The organism is Wukongibacter baidiensis (assembly GCF_050888315.1).
In the GTDB taxonomy this organism is placed as follows: domain Bacteria; phylum Bacillota; class Clostridia; order Peptostreptococcales; family Caminicellaceae; genus Wukongibacter; species Wukongibacter baidiensis.
Genome location: NZ_CP138202.1, coordinates 2,479,211 through 2,497,458 on the forward strand (window position 1 = coordinate 2,479,211; position 18,248 = coordinate 2,497,458).

Genomic DNA, 18,248 nt, shown 5'->3' on the forward strand with positions numbered 1-18,248 from the left:
TAATAAGAATTTTGGAACAGAAATATCGTAATTTTTTTAATTTTATAAATTTCTAAATATTAGTTCTACATTTTCTACAAAACTCCTCTATTGAAAAAAGACAGTTTTTTTAACTGTCTTAAATAACTATAATATATGCAACTTTAATGCCAACATTCATACTACCATCTTCTGTAATGAATATCTATGCTTCCATCTTGAAGTCTCTTTGAAATTATTTTCTTCACTATTCCTTTGAAGATTTCCCTAGTACCAGGAATAACTAAGGTAAATCCTACAACATCTGTTATAATTCCTGGAGTAAGCAATAAAGCTCCACCGACTAAAACACATAGTCCATTTAATAGCTGATCCCCAGGCATTCTCCCCTCATTCATTTCCATTCTGATTTTAGTAATTATCAGCCTTCCTTGGCTTTTAGCGAGGTAAGCTCCAACGACTCCTGTTACAAGTACTAGTCCAATAGTTGACCATATACTCGTTATCTTTGATAACTCAAGCAGTAGTAATAACTCTACTACGGGTGTTACTGTAAAAAGTAAAATCAATCTAAACAACATATTCATTTCTCCTTACTAAGGGATTATCCCGGATTATTTATGGAAAATTTAAAAAGGTTCAAGTAATTTTGATTTCTAAGGCTTTCATCAAGTTCGAAGTCATACTCATACAGTACGTCGAGAATTTGATGGATGTCTTAGAATTAAAAGGACGCAGCAGAATTTTAAATTTTCTATGACTAATCCGGGATTACAGTCCTTTTTCATATTTTATATTATTTTCATACTATTTTAAAGGGTTTTTTAGCTGTGGATTTCATAATCCAAAAGAACCCTTATCCACAATGTTTGCAGAAAGAGTTCTCTTACAGTTCCTATTTCTCATTTATACTGTTGTTTATTGTGTTCCATATTTCCTCGGTCTCAAAACCTCTTCTCCAGGCGGCTACTCCTGCAAGATTGAATTTTTTTACTAAGTCGGTCTTTAGCTTTATAGATTTTGCATCTTCATACCATATTTTCTTAACCTTGTTATTTTCCACATATGATATATAATATTGTCCTGCTTTTTCATCCCATACCTTAGTTATATCGTCTCTTTGAAGTATTTTTTCAGCTGTTCTCATAGATATTGCCTTTGATTTTACAGTTACCTTATCAGGATCTGTCTTTGAAGGGGTTTCTGTCCAAATCCTAGTGTAGAAAGGCACCCCAAGCAAAAGCTTTTCTGCTGGAACCTCTTCCAATATTCTCTCAATACCTCTTTCAACCCATCCAATAGAAGCAACTGAACCACTTTTAGGACTCGAAGCCCAATGTTCATCATAGGTCATAACAGCCATATAGTCTACTACTTCACCTAGAGCCTTTCTATCTAAAAATTTTGACCAATTATCACTCCCACCTATTACAGTTACATCAATAGACACAACTAATCCATTTTCATGGAAGATTGGAGCCAGCTCCCTTACAAACAGCACAAGTAGTTCCTTATTTTTTAAGTATACATTCTCAAAATCTATATTTATTCCATCCATATTATTTTCTTTTATAAGCCTTAATAAATCATTTATAGTTTTCTCCCTTGCCACGGAATTGTTTAAAAATTTGTCCGTCAGTTTAGGATCAAAGGAGTTTGTAAATAATGCCCATACCTTATAGCCTCTTTCTTTCGCCCAATTAATATAGCTCTTGCTAACATTGCTTCTTATGTTACCTGAGGGACTTGAAAGTTCTATCCATGTGGGAGATATTACATTCAATCCATCCATTTCTTTTATCTTTTTAGTATCTGGGTTTCTTGAATATACAGCTTCCCAAGTAAGTAATATCTTCTCTTTCTCAGGCTCCCAAATAGAACTACTTATTTCTTTTTCAATCCCTTCAACTACTTTGAAATTTTTAACTCTACTTTTCTTGATAAAGGCCTCTGAACCATAATTGGTGAAAACTCTTACCCATCCATTGTCTTCTCCAACTACTTTTATATTATCGCCTCTGTCTAGTACCCCTACGACTTCTGACCACATACTCTTATCTTTTTTCAATACAACCTTACTATAGACTGCGTCACCTACTATTTCACTATCATATAGGCTTCTGATAATTATCCTATCATTTTCTTCTAAGGCTACGATTTCAATATTTAAATAGTCTTTAATTTGAGTGATAGGTATCAGTGGTTTACCTTCGTTTATAATCATTGGCTTAATATAATCTACTTCATTACTATTTACCTTAACCTTTGAAGTTTTTCCATAAAATCTTATAACCTCATCAAGAGTGGTTATTATAGCAATCTTATCCTCTGGATCGAAATATGCCTTTGTATTAAGCTTCTCCGATAGTATGTCTAGGGAAATATAGATCGTATTTTCTTCATCAATAATAAAAGCATTGTCTTCAATACTGTATTCAATAAATGAATTTGGTTTTTTTAGTATTAACCTTTGGCCTACATTCACACTTAAAACAGGTTCAGTAGATAGCTCTGATGTATATACAATAAACATGAATGTAATTAAACTGATTATTATAAATACTATTATAGATCTGTTATTCTTTTTCAAATATTATCCCCCTTATTCTAGAACTTAAATACTATACACTATGCCAACAAAAGCCTAAATATATCTCCTCTTTTATTTTAATACCAAAGGGAACCTTCCATCAATATTAAAATTTTTCCAAAATTCGACATAAGAAAGGCTACCCTAAAATATCAGAGTAGCCTTCTATCCAATAAACCTAAAATATTTTGGTGGAATCACCTCTTAATTGATTTCATATATATGTAACTCTTTTAAAACCACAAGCTTTTTTCAAATAATATCCTCTTAGTTCTTGTCTTACAGTTCCTTAAACTTTAAGCCTTTGGCGGAATCATCTCCTTATCTGTTCTGTCTACACAATTCCTTAAACTTTTAAGTCTTTGGTGGAATCATCTCCTTATTCGTTCTGTCTGCACAATTCCTTAAACTTTTAAGTCTTTGGTGGAATCATCTCCTTATTCGTTCTGTCTGCACAATTCCTTAAACTTTAAGCCTTTGGTGGAATCATCTCCTTATTCGTTCTGTCTGCACAATTCCTTAAACTTTAAGCCTTTGGTGGAATCATCTCCTTATTCGTTCTGTCTGTACAATTCCTTTAACTTTTAAGCCTTTGGTGGAATCATCTCCTTATTTCTTCTGTCTGTACAATTCCTTTAACTTAAGTTTTTGGTGGAACCATCTCCTTTGTAAGTTATATTATATATATACCGTCCAAATTTTTTTATAAACATTTTTTTTACTTTTTTTAAAAAAAATATTTTTCTGACAATTATTTAATTTTTTCAAGCTTATTTGGTAAATCGGAGTACAAAATCAACCAATTCATCGTAATCCATGTCATCAAGCGTATCCTTTAAATTCGTAAATTGACTACACTTGGTGCACTCGTCGCTTTGATTATTTATGCTCTGTTCAATGGAGTTCGATAACAACTGCTTAATCTTGTCTTCAACAACAATTCCACATGCTTTTTTCATAGCAGCTTGAATTGCCATCATCTGAACTAGTATATCAGCTTCGTTCTTACCCTCTTCAATCATCTTGGTAACACCGCTAACGTGTCCATTAATTCTTTTAAGTCTGTTGATTAACTTCTTTTTCTCTGATATCATTCCTTCACCTCTTTATATACTTTCCCGCCACCCCCTTGTCCCTTATGCTATGTATAAATTTCTAACAAGATAGACAGGCCTTAATACACATTCCGCACCGTTTACCGCCTAATACGGTCTTTTGATAGTAACTGCATCGTTGTTTTTCAATAGTATAACCAATTTCAGGGGAGAACTCACCTTCCCACTTGCCTAGTGCCTTTGCTGGACATACGGAAATACATTTTCTACAATAGTCACAGGGATTATCAGATAGTAATTCGTCATATACATCAAAGGATGCTTCAGTTATGACAGTAGCTAATCTAACCGATGATTTATACTTTGGGGTTACCAGCAGTTCATTAAGTCCAAATTTTCCTAACCCACAGGCAACAGCAGCATGTTTATGGGAAATATCTGCTTTTATAGTAACAGCATTTGCTAAATCAGGTGTAAAACCTATGCTCTCGTATCCTTTGTCTTCTAGGTAGCGAGTAACCTGTTGTGCTAAACGATATAGATGGGTATTTCCATAAGTAAATTCTACCATATATTCATCTCTAGTTTTAGGTAATCTCCTTATAGCTCCATTATTTAATTTAAAGGCTAGAGAAATTACACTTTTACAACTTTCAAGATAGTCATGGGGTCTATGCCTTTGCGGTGCCAACTCAAATCTCGATTCTGGCGCAATTCCTACAAGATCAGCTCCAATAGATTTAGCAAATTCCTTCAAATCTGTACTTTTTAACATCCATTTCCCTCTCTCTCTAATATGCCCCTAGGGGCATTTTATTTATATATCATTATATATTAAAGTTTATATAAAATCCATACTAATTAATAGTTATTTTCCTTAGTATTTACAACATTGTTATGTTCATTGCAATAGATCCAAATCCTAGACCATGCAATTATCCCCCCAAGGGTATATTGGTCTTGCAAATTTATTTGATAAATTTTCAGAAAATCATTTTATACAAGCGACTTTATTATATCTACTGCATAGTATGGAATAGATGATATACAACGTTATTTTTTAATAGTAAATAGTTTTTATCTATTACAGAAGGAGGTTATTGATGTTGTTTGATAATCACTACTCATATATAGAAAACGATGTTCCAGTTATCTTCATACCTGGTTTATTTGGGTCCATGAGTAACGAGATCATACCGGGAACTGGGAATTGGAGTTTCGGTATGGCAAAGCTTGTCTATGACCCATTCATAGAAATACTGCTTAAAATGGGATATAGACTAAACAATGATTTGTTTATATCCTTTTACGATTGGAGAAAAAGCTGTGAATATTCAGCTAGAAAATATCTTTTAGAAACAATAGATCGTGTAAAAGAGAAAACGAGATCAGACAAGGTTAATCTTATATGTCATAGTATGGGTGGTCTTGTTGCTAGGGCCTATATTCAAAGTGACTTTTATGATTATGATGTTGATAAGATGGTTATCATCGCTACCCCAAACGCAGGATCACCTACGAGCTATAGCTACTGGGAGGGCGGAGAACTCCCTGCCAGCCAAAGTCTAGGGTTAAATTTTGTTAGGCTCTATATGGATGAATACATGTGGATATCTGGAGAGATTTATGGAGATAACAAGATGGAAGATATCCATGCTAATTTTGAAGCTCTATATGATATACTTCCTTCTTCTCAATATGGTGATTATTTGTTTTACAAGGAATTCGATGGAGCCATGGCCTTCGAACCATATAGTAGCATGGAATGTAAAAATGAATTTTTAGATGAGTTAAATAAGAATATGAATATAATAGAGAAAAGAGATGTAAATGTTACAATTATAGCTGGAATCGGAGAAAAGACTATGAACTTTTTACATGTAGTACCTTCGGAATCTGAGGATATGTGGGCCGATGGAAGAGTTGTAGGCTTTACTCAATCTATAGACGGCGATGGTAATGCTATGGTAAACAGTGTTTTTTCTCTAAAAGGAGAGAAATATATTTTACAAGGAAGCCATGTAGACATACTTTATAAGTGTGAAGATATATTGAAGAAGGTATTGTTATCAGAAGGATAATGTTAATAATAAAAATTCGAAGACATCATATCCCCTTGTTTTGATCAGGTTTTTCTCCAAAATGATTATAAAATCAAAGGATGTAGTTATATAAATACCTACACCCTTTTTTTATTCTCCTAAATCAATTATTTTTCTATTTCCCCGCAGCCTTCTTCACTGCCGCTTGATGCTTCGGATCTTGCTTATTATTTTTATGTAACAAACTGTTTTTGAAATGTAAGCAAATTACACCTTCCATAGCGTTACCCTTTACAGTATCAAAGTTATAGCCCTTTCCAAAGCCTCCACTTCTATTACTAATATACTTACCTTCTGGATACTTTTCTCTACCTGCATGGGGCATTGCATTCATTGATCCTGCAATAGTTCTATTACCTACTTTTACTAACACAGGTCTCCTTTCCCAGCTAAATTCGCCACCCCATATCTTCTTTATTATTTCCGTATCTTTAGATGAAGCTGCCTCAACATCTGCGTGATTAGTTCCATATGTTACTTTGATCTTGAACTTTGATCCTGTTTCAACATCTTGCACTTCTACAACCGCTCCTACTTTTATAAGCTTATTCTTTACTTGTTTCCACCAGTCCAAGTACTCTCCAAATGCACCTCTTCTTGTACCTCTACTGACAGCTTCTGTCACAGTAAAGTCAATGAGTCCTAGACTTTTCATTTTATTTAAAGTACCTATCCCTACAACACCATCGGGATTAATTTCATATTTCTTTTGAAATGCCTTAACAGCATTCTCTGTAATAGGACCAAAATATGTAGTAAATTCCTTTTCCTCATATACACCATCAATACTCAAGGCTCTCTGAATTTTTTCTACATTCTCATGATGCATCCCTTTTTTGTATTGACCTCCATCAAAGTTAATAACTATGCTTGTCCCATTATTTGCAGCAAACAGCCCAAGCTCTTCCATTTTTTCTACTGTCTTTTCACCGATTACTCCGTCGGATGGCAAGTCATATTTTTTCTGAAAGCTGATAACAGCAGCTTCAGTTATGTCACCAAAATATGTAGTAAATTCTTCATGGGTATATACTCCATCTTTCTTTAGGGCCTGTTGAATTATTTTTACATCTTCATTTTCCATGCCTTTTTTATATACATTGTTATCTATATTATTAGTTTGACCAAATACAACTCCGTTTGATATCAAGGCTAAGGACAGTCCTAATGTAAGAGCCCACTTTTTATAGATCATTTTATTTCCCCTTTTCATAATTCTTTTAGCGAACTTATTAACAGGTATATCTTTTCGACATAAAATATCCCCCTTGCAGGGATATTTATATTATACATATTTATCTATATCAATTCAATAAATCCAGAAGATAAGTTAAGTAGTAAAATATGGTAAGAATATTTCTTGGGTTTTGTCTGGTTTCTTTTCAAGAAAAAAAGTAAGAAGAAAATCTTCCTACTCTTTTTAATTATATTTCTATTTATAAGACTTTTTCTATTTCACAAACTTATTTATTGCATCATGAAGCTTTTCTATGGCGTCTTTATCATTGTTTTCAACGGCTTCAAGAACACAGTGATTAACATGGTCTTCAAGAATCAACTTACCCACATTATTGAGGGCTGACTTTACGGCTGCTATTTGTATTAAAATCTCAGTACACTCTTTTCCTTCTTCGCACATTCTTTTCACCGCATTGGCATGACCAACTATCCTTGCCATCCTATTAATGATCTGTTTTCTTTGTGGGTGGTTATGTTCAGACATATAAAAAACTCCTTTACAAATCTATGTTTCAATTTTTATTTCCTTCCATTTACCCTTCATAAATCTACTCATCAGTATTATTCCCCTGATAAATATATCAAAGGCATAAGCAATCCATACTCCTACCAATCCCATATTTAACACTATACCTAGGAAGTATACTCCTAAAACCCTAACGCCCCATATACCAATCAATGTAGAATACATAGGGAATTTTGTATCTCCAGCCCCCTGTAGAGCTGAGGTTATTACAAAGGTTATACATAGGAATGGCTGAAACAATGCTATAATCCTTAAAACCTTTACAACTAAGATAGATACTTCTACATCCTTTGTAAAAATACCTGCTAAAGCTGGAGCAAATATATAGAAAATACCACCTACAACTACCATAAAGATAGTAGATAAGAAGTTTGATATCAATCCATAGCTTTTAGCTTCCTCTGGCTTTTCAGCCCCTAGGTTTTGCCCCACCAATGTAGATGCAGCTATTGCAAATCCAACTCCCGGTAAATAAGAGAAGCTCTCTATAGTACCTGCTATGCTGTGAGCAGCATAGGCCTCTGTTCCGATCTTTATTATCATACCGCTATATACTAGTTGTCCAGTTCTCATTATAAGCTTCTCAATGGCAGCAGGTAATCCAATCTTTGTTATAGATTTTATTGCCTTTTTATCTATTTTCCACTTATCCTTTATTTTAACCGATACCTTAGATTTTTTATCATTAAGTTTTATAAGTAATATAACCACTCCAACAATTCGAGATATTGTAGTTGCTAGCGCTGCTCCAATTATTCCAAAACCACTAAAATTAAATACACCAAATATCAATACATAATCCAGTACAGCATTTATTGCATTCGCGGCTAAACCTACCTTCATAGGTGTTTTTGTATCTCCACTTCCGCGCAAGGAACTTGATAGAACCATCATCACACATAGAAATACCGATGGAACTGCTACTATTAAAAAGTATGGAAGTGCATATTCTATAACCCTCTCTTCTGCCCCAAGAAGTAGAAACAACCTTCTAGAGAACAGTAGGTTTATAATTCCAGAGATTAATCCTATCCCCAGGGATAATATTATTGACTGTTTGACTGAATGATTTGCCGATTCAGTATCTCCTGCTCCAATGTTTCTAGCTACTATTGCCGTTGTGCCTACTCCGATGGCAATAAAGAAAGCAATATATATGTTCATAATTAAGTTTGTTATTCCCACACCTGCTATAGCTTCCGTTCCGAGTCTACTGACAAAATAAGCGTCTACTACTCCAATAAGCACCTGCAGCATATTTTCTACCATTGCTGGTAGTGCCAATGCTAGGACTATCTTAATTTTATTGTTATCAACCCAGAACGGCTTTGATATAGTACTTACTTTTTCTGATTCCATGTCTTCACCCCCGATATGAACATCCCCCACAGGGGGATATTTATATTATACTCCCGTTTTATCTATATTGCAATCAAAAAAAGAGTAGGACAACCCAGAAATTGGATTATTCTACTCTTCAAATCTTATTTTCTTCTCAAATGTAAACTATTCTTCACTTAATAGAAAGCACATATTTTTTTTGATATAATATATTAACTGTAGAGAGCTCTTAGAAAAGCTCAATTTATATATCTAAATACTCAAATACATTTTGGAGAGGAGTATTATGAATAATCCAATAGCTATCGATCATTATAATAAGGCCTTAAAGCGTGGGAAAAAGGACTATTCCAATAGCCTCCACAAAGGAGACGTATCTTTATTGCCTTCCTTAGAGGGTCTTCTCAAAAAAACCGATATAATATCAACAATCAATTTGGGCGTTCTTGAGATACCTTTAAGAAAGGTTAAGGGAACCTACACACATTCTAGAAGCACTTCCTTTTCTAGAAATTTCATGCCCCTTGACAATAATAATAAAGAGTTCAGAGATAAATGGATTGCTTTATGTGATGCTCATTTGAACGAGGGTTTAAGAGATCCCGTGAAGGTTTACGAGTTTATGAACTTTTTTTATGTTATTGAAGGCAACAAAAGAATAAGCATTTTAAAATACTTCGATGCACATTCATATCAAGCTGAAGTCATTCGTTTACTGCCTAAAAAGGATAAGTCTGATATAAACAATTTAATTTATTATGAGTTTCTTAAATTTAATAAAGAAACAAATTTATATAATATTTGGTTTTCACAATTAAAGGGCTTTAAGGTACTACTGACTCTTTTAAAGGATTATAACCCTAATCTTATTATGTCCAATAATAAATATGAGCATTTCGAAACCTATGTATACAATACCTTTAGGAATATATATTATGAGCTAGGAGGAAATAAGCTTCCAATTACTACGGGAGATGCATTTATAGAATACGCATGTATTTATGGGATTCCAGATAAACTAGATAGTCAAAAGCTGAAACAACAGCTAAAGCAGGTTATTAAGGAACTCGACGGTATGCTCAAAAATGTTAAGCCGGATATTCAAACTTCACCAACTCAGACAAATCAAAGAAATGTATTGTCTACTATAACAAACAGAATCATTCCACAGAAAAAGTTAAAGGTAGGATTTATATATAGCCGTGACCAAGACTCCTCCGGTTGGACCTATTCCCATGAGCTGGGAAGAAAATACATTGAAGAGATTTTTGATGGTCAGATTCAAACGTCCTATATAGATAATGTACCTGAGGATGCCTCTGCCTATGATAGTATTAAAATCCTAGCTGAGCAAGGTTATGATGTAATATTTACTACCAGTGAAATCTATGCAAATGCTACACTTAGGTGTGCTTTAGAATATCCAAATATCAGATTTTTTAATTGCTCTGAGAACCGCCCATACATGCATCTATCTAACTATTTTGGAAGAACCTACGAACCTAGATTTTTGATCGGCTTAATAGCCGGTTCACTTACAAAGTCTAATATTATTGGTTACACTGCTACCCATCCAACACCCGAGGTAATAAGCTGTATTAACGCCTTTGCCCTTGGATGTAAAATGGTTAACCCCTATTCAAAGGTAAAAGTTGCATGGACACATGAATGGAATAACCCTGAGAAAACAACATTAATAAGCGAAAAGCTTGTTGATGCAAGTGCAGATATCGTATCGAATAAGAACTTAATTGTACCAAGGGGTGTAACAAAAAAGTATGGTACTTATTCAATGTTATGCACAATAGATCCGGAAACAAAGCTTCCTTCAAAATATCTTGCGGCACCAATATGGAAATGGGGTATCTTCTATGAAAAGATATTGAATAGTATAATTAACGATAGCCTTAAAACTATTGTTGATATTTTCAATGGCAGTTCTAAGCTTATTAATTTCTGGTGGGGTATGGATACTGGAGTCCTTGATATATATTATTCTAAAAAATTCATTCCATTGGAAACTCAAAAGCTTATAGAGATCATGAAAAAGACGATTATCAGCAAGGAGTTTCATCCCTTTGCAGGTCCAGTATATGATAACAAAGGGCATGAGCGAATAAAAGAAGAATTAACTCCTACAAGCGATATGATATTTAATATGGATTGGTTTGTTGATAATGTTGAAGTTATTGAGTAAGTACAAAGACATCAGGCAACCCTTTATTGTTTAAAGTTTCATATTTCAAATTACACTTTAAGTGATTTTTTAACACAAGAAAGGGGCTATCTCATAAAGGTCTCTTATGAGTTCAGCCCCGGGGTGTTTCAGGATGAATGAATTTCTGAGACACCCATTTTTAGTATTCCAATATATAATACCCATATCCATTTATGATAGTAGTTCCATTGTGTTTTATAACTCTTTCCTGTCTGCCATAACTCAAATGCTGATGTCCGTGAAAATGGTATTTGGGTGAAAATTTTTCCAATAGTTTCCGAAATGAATTAAAGCCTTGATGACAGTAATCATCACCATCTCCCAATCCTAGTGCTGGCGCATGAGAGACTAATATATCGAAACCCTTGTTAAAATATATCTGTGGTCTAAGCTTTAAGATTCTTAAGTTCATTTTCCTTTCAGTATGTTGAAATATCCCATCACTATATCTTATACTACCACCTAGTCCTAGAATTCTTATGCCTTTATATTTAACAATTTTACCATCTATGCAATCACAACCCTCGGGTGGCCTTTCTAAATATATATCATCGTGATTCCCATGAACATAATAAAGCGGAGCCCTTATCATTGTCACTAAAAAAGACAAGTACTGAGGCTTCATGTCACCACATGAGATTATCAGATCAATATCTTCAAATTTGTCTGGTTGGAAGTAATCCCAAATGAACTTTGATTCTGCGTCGGATACAAGTAAAATTTTCATTTTATTGGCCTTCCTTATTCCTTCGTTTTATAATCATAACTTATATTTTATGATTATACCACATTTATCAACATCTAACAGCAAACTACTAGCAGTTAACCAACGGCTAACCACTAGTAGTTTTTTTAAGAAGTCCTAGTATAGATGCAGTTATAAATGAACCTGTTAATATAGCAGTTACATACAGTAGAGGATTACCTTCAACTATTGGTATTATGAAGATACCTCCAAGTGGCGTAGGCATACCTATATCAAATACCATTGTCAGTGCTCCAGCTATGGCTGATCCAATAATTATAGAGGGTATTACCCTTTTTGGGTCCTTCGCCGCAAATGGTATAGCTCCCTCTGTAATGAAGGATGCTCCCATGATATAACAAGACCTTCCAGCCTTTCTCTCACCTTCTGTAAACCTATTTCTAAACAAGGTTGTTGCCATAGCAATCCCTAGGGTAGGGACCATTCCTCCTGCCATTACTGCTGCATGGGGTCCTAGGTTACCGGCTTCAATCATTGCTATCCCAAATGTAAAGGCTGTTTTATTTATAGGTCCGCCCATATCTACAGCCATCATTCCACCTAATACCAGCCCTAATATAATTTTGTGTATGGTTTCCATGGCACTTAACCAAGTTTGTAGGCTTAAGTTCAATCGTCCTATAGGTTCTACAATAACGAACAGCATTATTCCCGTTGTTATAAAAACCCCCAGCACAGGATAAATTAGAGAGGGTTTCATTGCCTCAAGGGATGATGGAAGCTTCGAAAATAGTCTCTTGATCAGCAGAATAATATATCCTCCTAAGAAACCGGCAACTAGACCTCCTAGAAATCCGGCTCCACTATTTGCCGCAATAAGCCCTCCAACAGCAGCTGGGGCAAAGCCTGGTCTATCTGCGATACTCATACCTATAAATCCGGCTAGTATTGGTACCATAAGAGTAAAAGCACTGACTCCGCTCTTCTCTATTAGAAACTTAATGAATTGTTGTAGCGATGGATTATCTAAAACAAATCCGTTCTTCTCTAAAATAAGTGCGATTGATATTAGTACCCCTCCACTTACTGCAAAGGGCATAGTATTCGAGACACCACTCATGAGATGCTTGTATAGTCCTAGGCTTTTTCTGTTATCTATACCTGTCTTGTTATACCCTCTTTCAGTATGATTATATACCGATGCCTCTCCACTCACTGCTCTATTTATCAGCTTTTCAGCTTCCTTTATTCCAAGGGCTACTGGCACCTGAATTACTTTTTTCCCATCAAATCTAGCCATCTCAATTTGCTTGTCGGCAGCTACTATTATGACAGAAGCCTTTTTTATGTCTTCCTCTGTCAGCCTATTTTTAATTCCAGCAGACCCATTGGTTTCTACCTTTATCTCTACACCCATTTCCTTCCCCTTCTCTTCAAGAGCATCGGCTGCCATATAGGTATGGGCTATGCCCGTTGGACAGGCTGTTACAGCTAGCACCATGTTACTCAAAGCATTTGCTTTGTTTCTTTGTTTTTCTAGGATAAGTTCTTCCTCTACCTCTAGTAGATTCAGTAATTCATCTTTACTTTCTAAAGTCATGAGTCTTTTTCTTATATCTTCTTTTCTAAGAATCCTCGATAGTCTCGATAATGTTTCTAAATGGTCATCATTGTCCCCTTCTTTAGAAGCTATCATAAAGAAGATATGGGCTGGTTGTCCATCTAGTGAATTATAGTCTATTCCTTCTTTAGAGTAACCGAAGACCAATGCCGGAGTGTTAACTACGGATGTCCTAGCATGGGGTATGGCTATTCCTTTACCTATTCCCGTAGTAGATTGTCCTTCCCTTTCTAGGATAGCCTTTCTAAATTCCTCTCTACTATTTAGTTTTCCCTTGCTATTCAATTTATCTACTAATTCTTCTATTACTTCCAATTTTGTGGAAGCCTTTAATTTAAGGATTATTAAATCTCTATCTAGTAATTCAATTATCTTCATGCTATCCCCCTCATGCTTCCCTTTGCCTTTTTTAAAAGACCTTGCAAAATAGCTGAGCTAATACTATTTTGCAAGGTCTTTTTTTAATTTTATCAACTTTATATCTCCATAATACTAATTCAATTTTAACACAGAACTGGATAGTTTTGTTTGGTAGATTTTCATAATTAGAAATACTTTGTACTTACTCAAATAATTCAATTCCCAGAGCTTTATAAAATTGATAATCTAAATCATGGGTCATCGTTAACCCTTTATCCTTTCTAAATTTTATTACATAACTCTTCATCCCATCCCCATATATCCCATCTACGTATAGGGGATAATATCCTTGAAGCTTCATTCTTTTTTGAATCTCATAAACGTCAGAGCCCCTATCACCGGGCGAAAGAATTCTAAAACCATTGCCAAAGGGTCCAAAGGTTCCACCCCAAATGGTCACCGGAGTACCGTGCTTTACAATCTTATATAGTTCTTCAACATCGTTATTTCTCATGCGAATGCATCCATGGGAGGATGCCCAGCCTATTGAGTGAGGCTTATTAGTACCATGAATCCCGTATTTGCCCCAGGGAACATTCAGCCCCATCCACCTAGTCCCAAATCCCTTTCCCCATTTTCCCTTACTTATAACTCGCCAGTTTCCTATTGGCGAGGGTGTGCTTTCTTTTCCACTGGCTATTGCATATCTCTTTATTACTTGATTACCATCTTGATCAAAAACTTCAAGGCTTTTTGAATTTATATTTATAAATATAGCTAGGTTTGTGTAGTTAGGATTCTCCTTCATTTTCTTTTCTTCCCATAGGCTATATTCTTTTATCTCTCTATTTTTAAATGCCTTTGTAAGATAATCTGTAAGCTCCATATCTTTAAAGATTAACTTTCCCACTCCCATCAGGATGGTTATAAACATAACACATATGATTATCCATAAAAACGACCTCTTCAATCTAAGTCCCCCCTACATTTCTATGTATATGTAGGGAAGGTATAATCATATGACAGTGGGACAATAACTATGATTGATTATTTTGTTGCTTATTTTCCGAATCACTAATTTACTATCCTAATCATATCTTTTAGTTAATTAGTAAAGCTCTTGACTCCTCACTCACCTTTCTTAGTAAAGTATGCTATAATTAATATACTTTTAACTAGGAGGTGTTTTTTATACATATGCTCTCACTTGTACTTTTAGGTTTTTTAGGATTATTAATAATAGGTTTAATATTTATCTTTTTAAACAAAGATTAGCCTTTCTATTACCATAGACAACAATTAGTCTATGGCATTTTCTTATTATTAAGTCAAGTAACATTGGCAATGACTTAACACCTGTTTTCTCACTTCTCTGTTTGATATTAATTATTACTTTTTCATCAGTTTCGAATCGCCCCATCAGTATATACAAAAAGAGCCCTCAGGCTCTCTTCATTATAGTATGTATTAGATATTTGATATTTAAAGAAACTCTTAATGCGAGTAGTTAGGCATTAAAACCACTTTATAAGGTTCAGTAGTTTGAGTACCAGAAATATGCTCTACATGTATGTAGTAATATTCACCTGCTCTAACATCAAGATCCCTAATTCTATCCATTTCACCGGTTAACACAGCTATCTCATTTCCATTTTTATCATGCAAGAAAACATCAATGTCTACATCGTCCTGCTGCATTAATAAAACATCTAATTCACCGGAATAATTAGCTCTCACTCTAAACCAATCATCATTATCATCTTGGCTAACTACTCCACATAGATATGCATATTCATTTTCGTCAACATAGGCCTTGTTAGCAGTACTCATAGTATTATTTGATTCATAATCAAAATAAACATCTACTGCAGCAAAAGCTACAATCCCCTGTGAGAATATCATCCCTGCTACACAAAGACCAGCTAAAAATTTTTTTAATTTCATTTTTACAACCTCCTTAGTTATTTTTAATAAATTCCCAATACCCATTTATTATCTTATCATACATTAATTGTAATATTTGTCGAAATCAGACATAAATTCTTAAAATTTTATTAACTTTATTAGTTAACTTAAAAAATACAAGATTAAACTCGCTTTAGACTTTTTAATTATAAAGTTTAAAACGATCCTAATCTTATAATAGAAAGCTATTTTTTTGTATTTTCCAGATGTAGATAGAAGCGCTACTGCATCTATTACCTTTATAATTCATCCTCAACACTACTGCCATGTATGATACATAACTAAAAAATCATTAATGGAATTGCACTTTGAATAGAAGTTTCCTTCATATGAAAACTTAAGCATTTCAAAACATATGTTTTATTTTAAAACACATTCTATATTATTAGTAATAAAAAAAAGTGTTTCAATGGAAAACATCGAAACACTATAATAAGTCGGGGGACTTATTATCTTAAATAACTCTTATATATATTATGATAGAGAAAAGATTTAAGTTTATCATTTATTTAGACTTATAATACTTTTTTAGGCTATTAATATCTCCTTGGCAGTTTCTGCTGCAGTAGATGCATCAGCTGTATATATATTGGCTCCTATTTGCTTTGCAAATTTATCATTTACTGGGGCCCCGCCAACCATAACTACATATTTATCTCTAATACACCTTTTTTCAAGTTCGTTTATAACAGTTCTCATGTAAGCCATAGTAGTTGTCAAAAGGGCTGACATACAGATTATATCCGCTTGTACTTCTTCGGCTTTTTTAATAAATTGTTCAGCAGAGGCATTAGTGCCAATATCATATATCTCAAGTCCGGCTCCTTTCATCATCATTGCAACAAGGTTTTTACCTATATCGTGTAAATCACCCTGCACAGTTCCAATAACAACTTTCCCTAATGCTTTATTTCCTGCTTTAATTAATGAAGGTTCTAGAACATTCATTCCTGCGTTCATTGCTCTAGCTGCAATTAAAACTTCCGGAACAAAAATTTCATTATCCTTAAACTTTTTACCTATTACTTCCATGGCTGAAAGTAAGCCTTCCTCTAATATTGTTTTAGCTTCAACACCTTCCCCTAGTGCTTTTTTTACTAATTCCTGAACTTTTATAGCTGCACCTTTTTGTAGAGCTGTACAAATTTGATTTAATTCCAAGATAAGTTCACCCTCTAACTTATAATAACTTGTAATTTTAAATTAACTAAATTTATATAATTTTTATACCCTTCCTATCTCTTCTCTGGCGATTTGTACCCATCTAGTCAAGTTGTCAGGATTATTACCCAAGGTATGATTATCTTTCATGATTATTTCAACACAGTTGTTTTTTGTTTTATTAAGTGCATCTCTAATTTCATTTCTTACTATATCCTCATTAAGTTTACTCAAAGCAAGTGGAGATGGAGAAGGCTTTAGTGAGTAAATATATTCTCCTTTTAATTTTTCTGACATAATTTCTTTGTTAGCCCAGGGCGATACAGATACTCTTCTTAAATTCGATACTGTTTTTACAATATCAAATCTTTGATCCATAGGCTCACAGCAACCATAGCATGACAGGGCAAATCTTTCCATCATCTTCTTCTGATAGGGAAAGATAAATTCTTCAAACATATCAGGAGCAACTCCTACTGTTATCTGACTTTCAGCAAGCCCCCACATATTACGGGTACATACATTTCCATTAAAGTCCTTACCTGGTAGCTCATCTGAAAACCCTACTCCACCAGAGCCAACATAGGTACTATCATTATTTAGGCTAAATAGATTATTCTTTTCTAAAAAATCTAATTTTTCTAAGGTTCCTTTCATTAACAATTCCATAAGTTCATGGACTTTTTCAGGATAATCATAGAAATCAAACATCAATTTCTCCATGCCCCTAAGGAATGCAAATTCATCAGTAAGTCCAACGGACCAAAACCATATGGTCCTTAGCCTCACATCCAGTATTTCATCAAAAACTTCATGTGCTATATCTAGCACTTTATCTGTAGTTTCATAGTCAATATTTATCTGTGGCTTTACAATAGTATTTATCTTGTCATAATCCTCTAGCAGTGTGTCAATGTGATATGCTCCACCATCGTCTCTATATGAGTCTCCACCTATACTAGAATCACCTACGCCCCAGGATCTTTTCTCATATACATGTGGTACGTCAAAATAATGCTCTACTACATAGTCATCATTCATTTCATTTCCCCAGAAAATCTGTTTTCTAAGATGATATTCCCAATGTCTAGCAATACTATTTTGACATTTTATGTCTTCTTCTCTTATTATCTCATTCCAACCATTTTCAGGATCACATAATATTAATGGCCTCGTTCTTTTTAGCTTGTTATGGTTTGTCCATAGTCTTTTTCTTTCTTCCATTATGGGTCTACTAGCTATTTCCGTTACTTCCTTTGCAAGTTCTTTTAAAATTTGCTTATCTTTATCACTAAAATTTATATCAGTATAATCTGCTTTTGTAAAATCAACTCTAATATTTGATTGTTTAAACATATTGATTCCTCCAGTATAAAGATATTCCA

16 protein-coding genes are annotated in these 18,248 nt (G+C 34.1%); 2 read left to right on the forward strand and 14 right to left on the reverse strand.

The window, feature by feature from the left end; translation table 11 throughout:
• Positions 1–161: 161 nt before the first annotated feature.
• The 4 genes from R9X47_RS11215 to R9X47_RS11230 form a co-directional block, all read right to left on the reverse strand.
• On the reverse strand, positions 162–560 hold the full coding sequence (locus R9X47_RS11215) for an FxsA family protein (protein ID WP_432666907.1): 399 nt from the start codon (positions 558–560) through the stop codon (positions 162–164).
• Positions 561–874: 314 nt separating this feature from the next.
• Positions 875–2,569, reverse strand: a complete 1,695-nt coding sequence (locus tag R9X47_RS11220) for a glycosyl hydrolase family 18 protein (RefSeq protein WP_432666908.1) — start codon at positions 2,567–2,569, stop codon at positions 875–877.
• A 770-nt stretch (positions 2,570–3,339) separates the two neighbouring features.
• Positions 3,340–3,663, reverse strand: coding sequence for a metal-sensitive transcriptional regulator (locus R9X47_RS11225; protein ID WP_432666909.1), 324 nt, complete (start codon positions 3,661–3,663; stop codon positions 3,340–3,342).
• Positions 3,664–3,724: 61 nt separating this feature from the next.
• A complete protein-coding gene (locus R9X47_RS11230) occupies positions 3,725–4,399 on the reverse strand; it encodes a hypothetical protein (protein ID WP_432666910.1) in 675 nt (224 codons plus the stop codon).
• 328 nt (positions 4,400–4,727) lie between these two features.
• Between R9X47_RS11230 and R9X47_RS11235 the strand changes: the two genes are divergently transcribed.
• Positions 4,728–5,705, forward strand: a complete 978-nt coding sequence (locus tag R9X47_RS11235) for an esterase/lipase family protein (protein WP_432666911.1) — start codon at positions 4,728–4,730, stop codon at positions 5,703–5,705.
• A 136-nt stretch (positions 5,706–5,841) separates the two neighbouring features.
• On the opposite strand, the gene R9X47_RS11240 is transcribed toward R9X47_RS11235, so the two are convergent.
• The 3 genes from R9X47_RS11240 to R9X47_RS11250 all read right to left on the reverse strand — a co-directional run bounded on the left by R9X47_RS11240 (position 5,842) and on the right by R9X47_RS11250 (position 8,850).
• Positions 5,842–6,921 (reverse strand): peptidoglycan-binding domain-containing protein, encoded by a 1,080-nt coding sequence (locus R9X47_RS11240; protein WP_432666912.1) that lies wholly within the window; start codon positions 6,919–6,921, stop codon positions 5,842–5,844.
• Between the two features lie 255 nt (positions 6,922–7,176).
• Positions 7,177–7,449: a metal-sensing transcriptional repressor gene (locus tag R9X47_RS11245; protein WP_432666913.1), complete on the reverse strand. Its 273-nt coding sequence runs from the start codon at positions 7,447–7,449 to the stop codon at positions 7,177–7,179.
• Positions 7,450–7,470: 21 nt separating this feature from the next.
• Positions 7,471–8,850, reverse strand: coding sequence for an MATE family efflux transporter (locus tag R9X47_RS11250; protein WP_432666914.1), 1,380 nt, complete (start codon positions 8,848–8,850; stop codon positions 7,471–7,473).
• A gap of 268 nt (positions 8,851–9,118) precedes the next feature.
• Here R9X47_RS11250 and R9X47_RS11255 point away from each other — a divergent pair, with 268 nt between their 5' ends.
• Positions 9,119–11,029, forward strand: a complete 1,911-nt coding sequence (locus tag R9X47_RS11255; RefSeq protein WP_432666915.1) for a BMP family ABC transporter substrate-binding protein — start codon at positions 9,119–9,121, stop codon at positions 11,027–11,029.
• Between the two features lie 160 nt (positions 11,030–11,189).
• Here R9X47_RS11255 and R9X47_RS11260 read toward each other — a convergent pair whose 3' ends face one another.
• The 7 genes from R9X47_RS11260 to R9X47_RS11290 all read right to left on the reverse strand — a co-directional run bounded on the left by R9X47_RS11260 (position 11,190) and on the right by R9X47_RS11290 (position 18,219).
• Complete coding sequence (locus R9X47_RS11260) at positions 11,190–11,777, reverse strand: metallophosphoesterase family protein (protein WP_432666916.1); 588 nt, start codon at positions 11,775–11,777, stop codon at positions 11,190–11,192.
• Between the two features lie 106 nt (positions 11,778–11,883).
• The gene (locus R9X47_RS11265; protein WP_432666917.1) at positions 11,884–13,755 is read right to left on the reverse strand and encodes a PTS fructose transporter subunit IIABC; all 1,872 of its coding nucleotides are present in this window, start codon (positions 13,753–13,755) and stop codon (positions 11,884–11,886) included.
• Positions 13,756–13,939: 184 nt separating this feature from the next.
• Entirely contained in the window at positions 13,940–14,707 is a 768-nt protein-coding gene (locus R9X47_RS11270) for a L,D-transpeptidase family protein (RefSeq protein WP_432666918.1), read from the reverse strand.
• Between the two features lie 282 nt (positions 14,708–14,989).
• A complete protein-coding gene (locus R9X47_RS11275; RefSeq protein ID WP_432666919.1) occupies positions 14,990–15,169 on the reverse strand; it encodes a hypothetical protein in 180 nt (59 codons plus the stop codon).
• A 62-nt stretch (positions 15,170–15,231) separates the two neighbouring features.
• Positions 15,232–15,681 (reverse strand): hypothetical protein, encoded by a 450-nt coding sequence (locus R9X47_RS11280; RefSeq protein ID WP_432666920.1) that lies wholly within the window; start codon positions 15,679–15,681, stop codon positions 15,232–15,234.
• Positions 15,682–16,230: 549 nt separating this feature from the next.
• Positions 16,231–16,863: a corrinoid protein gene (locus R9X47_RS11285; RefSeq protein ID WP_432666921.1), complete on the reverse strand. Its 633-nt coding sequence runs from the start codon at positions 16,861–16,863 to the stop codon at positions 16,231–16,233.
• A gap of 63 nt (positions 16,864–16,926) precedes the next feature.
• On the reverse strand, positions 16,927–18,219 hold the full coding sequence (locus tag R9X47_RS11290; RefSeq protein WP_432666922.1) for a hypothetical protein: 1,293 nt from the start codon (positions 18,217–18,219) through the stop codon (positions 16,927–16,929).
• Between the last annotated feature and the right edge of the window lie 29 nt (positions 18,220–18,248).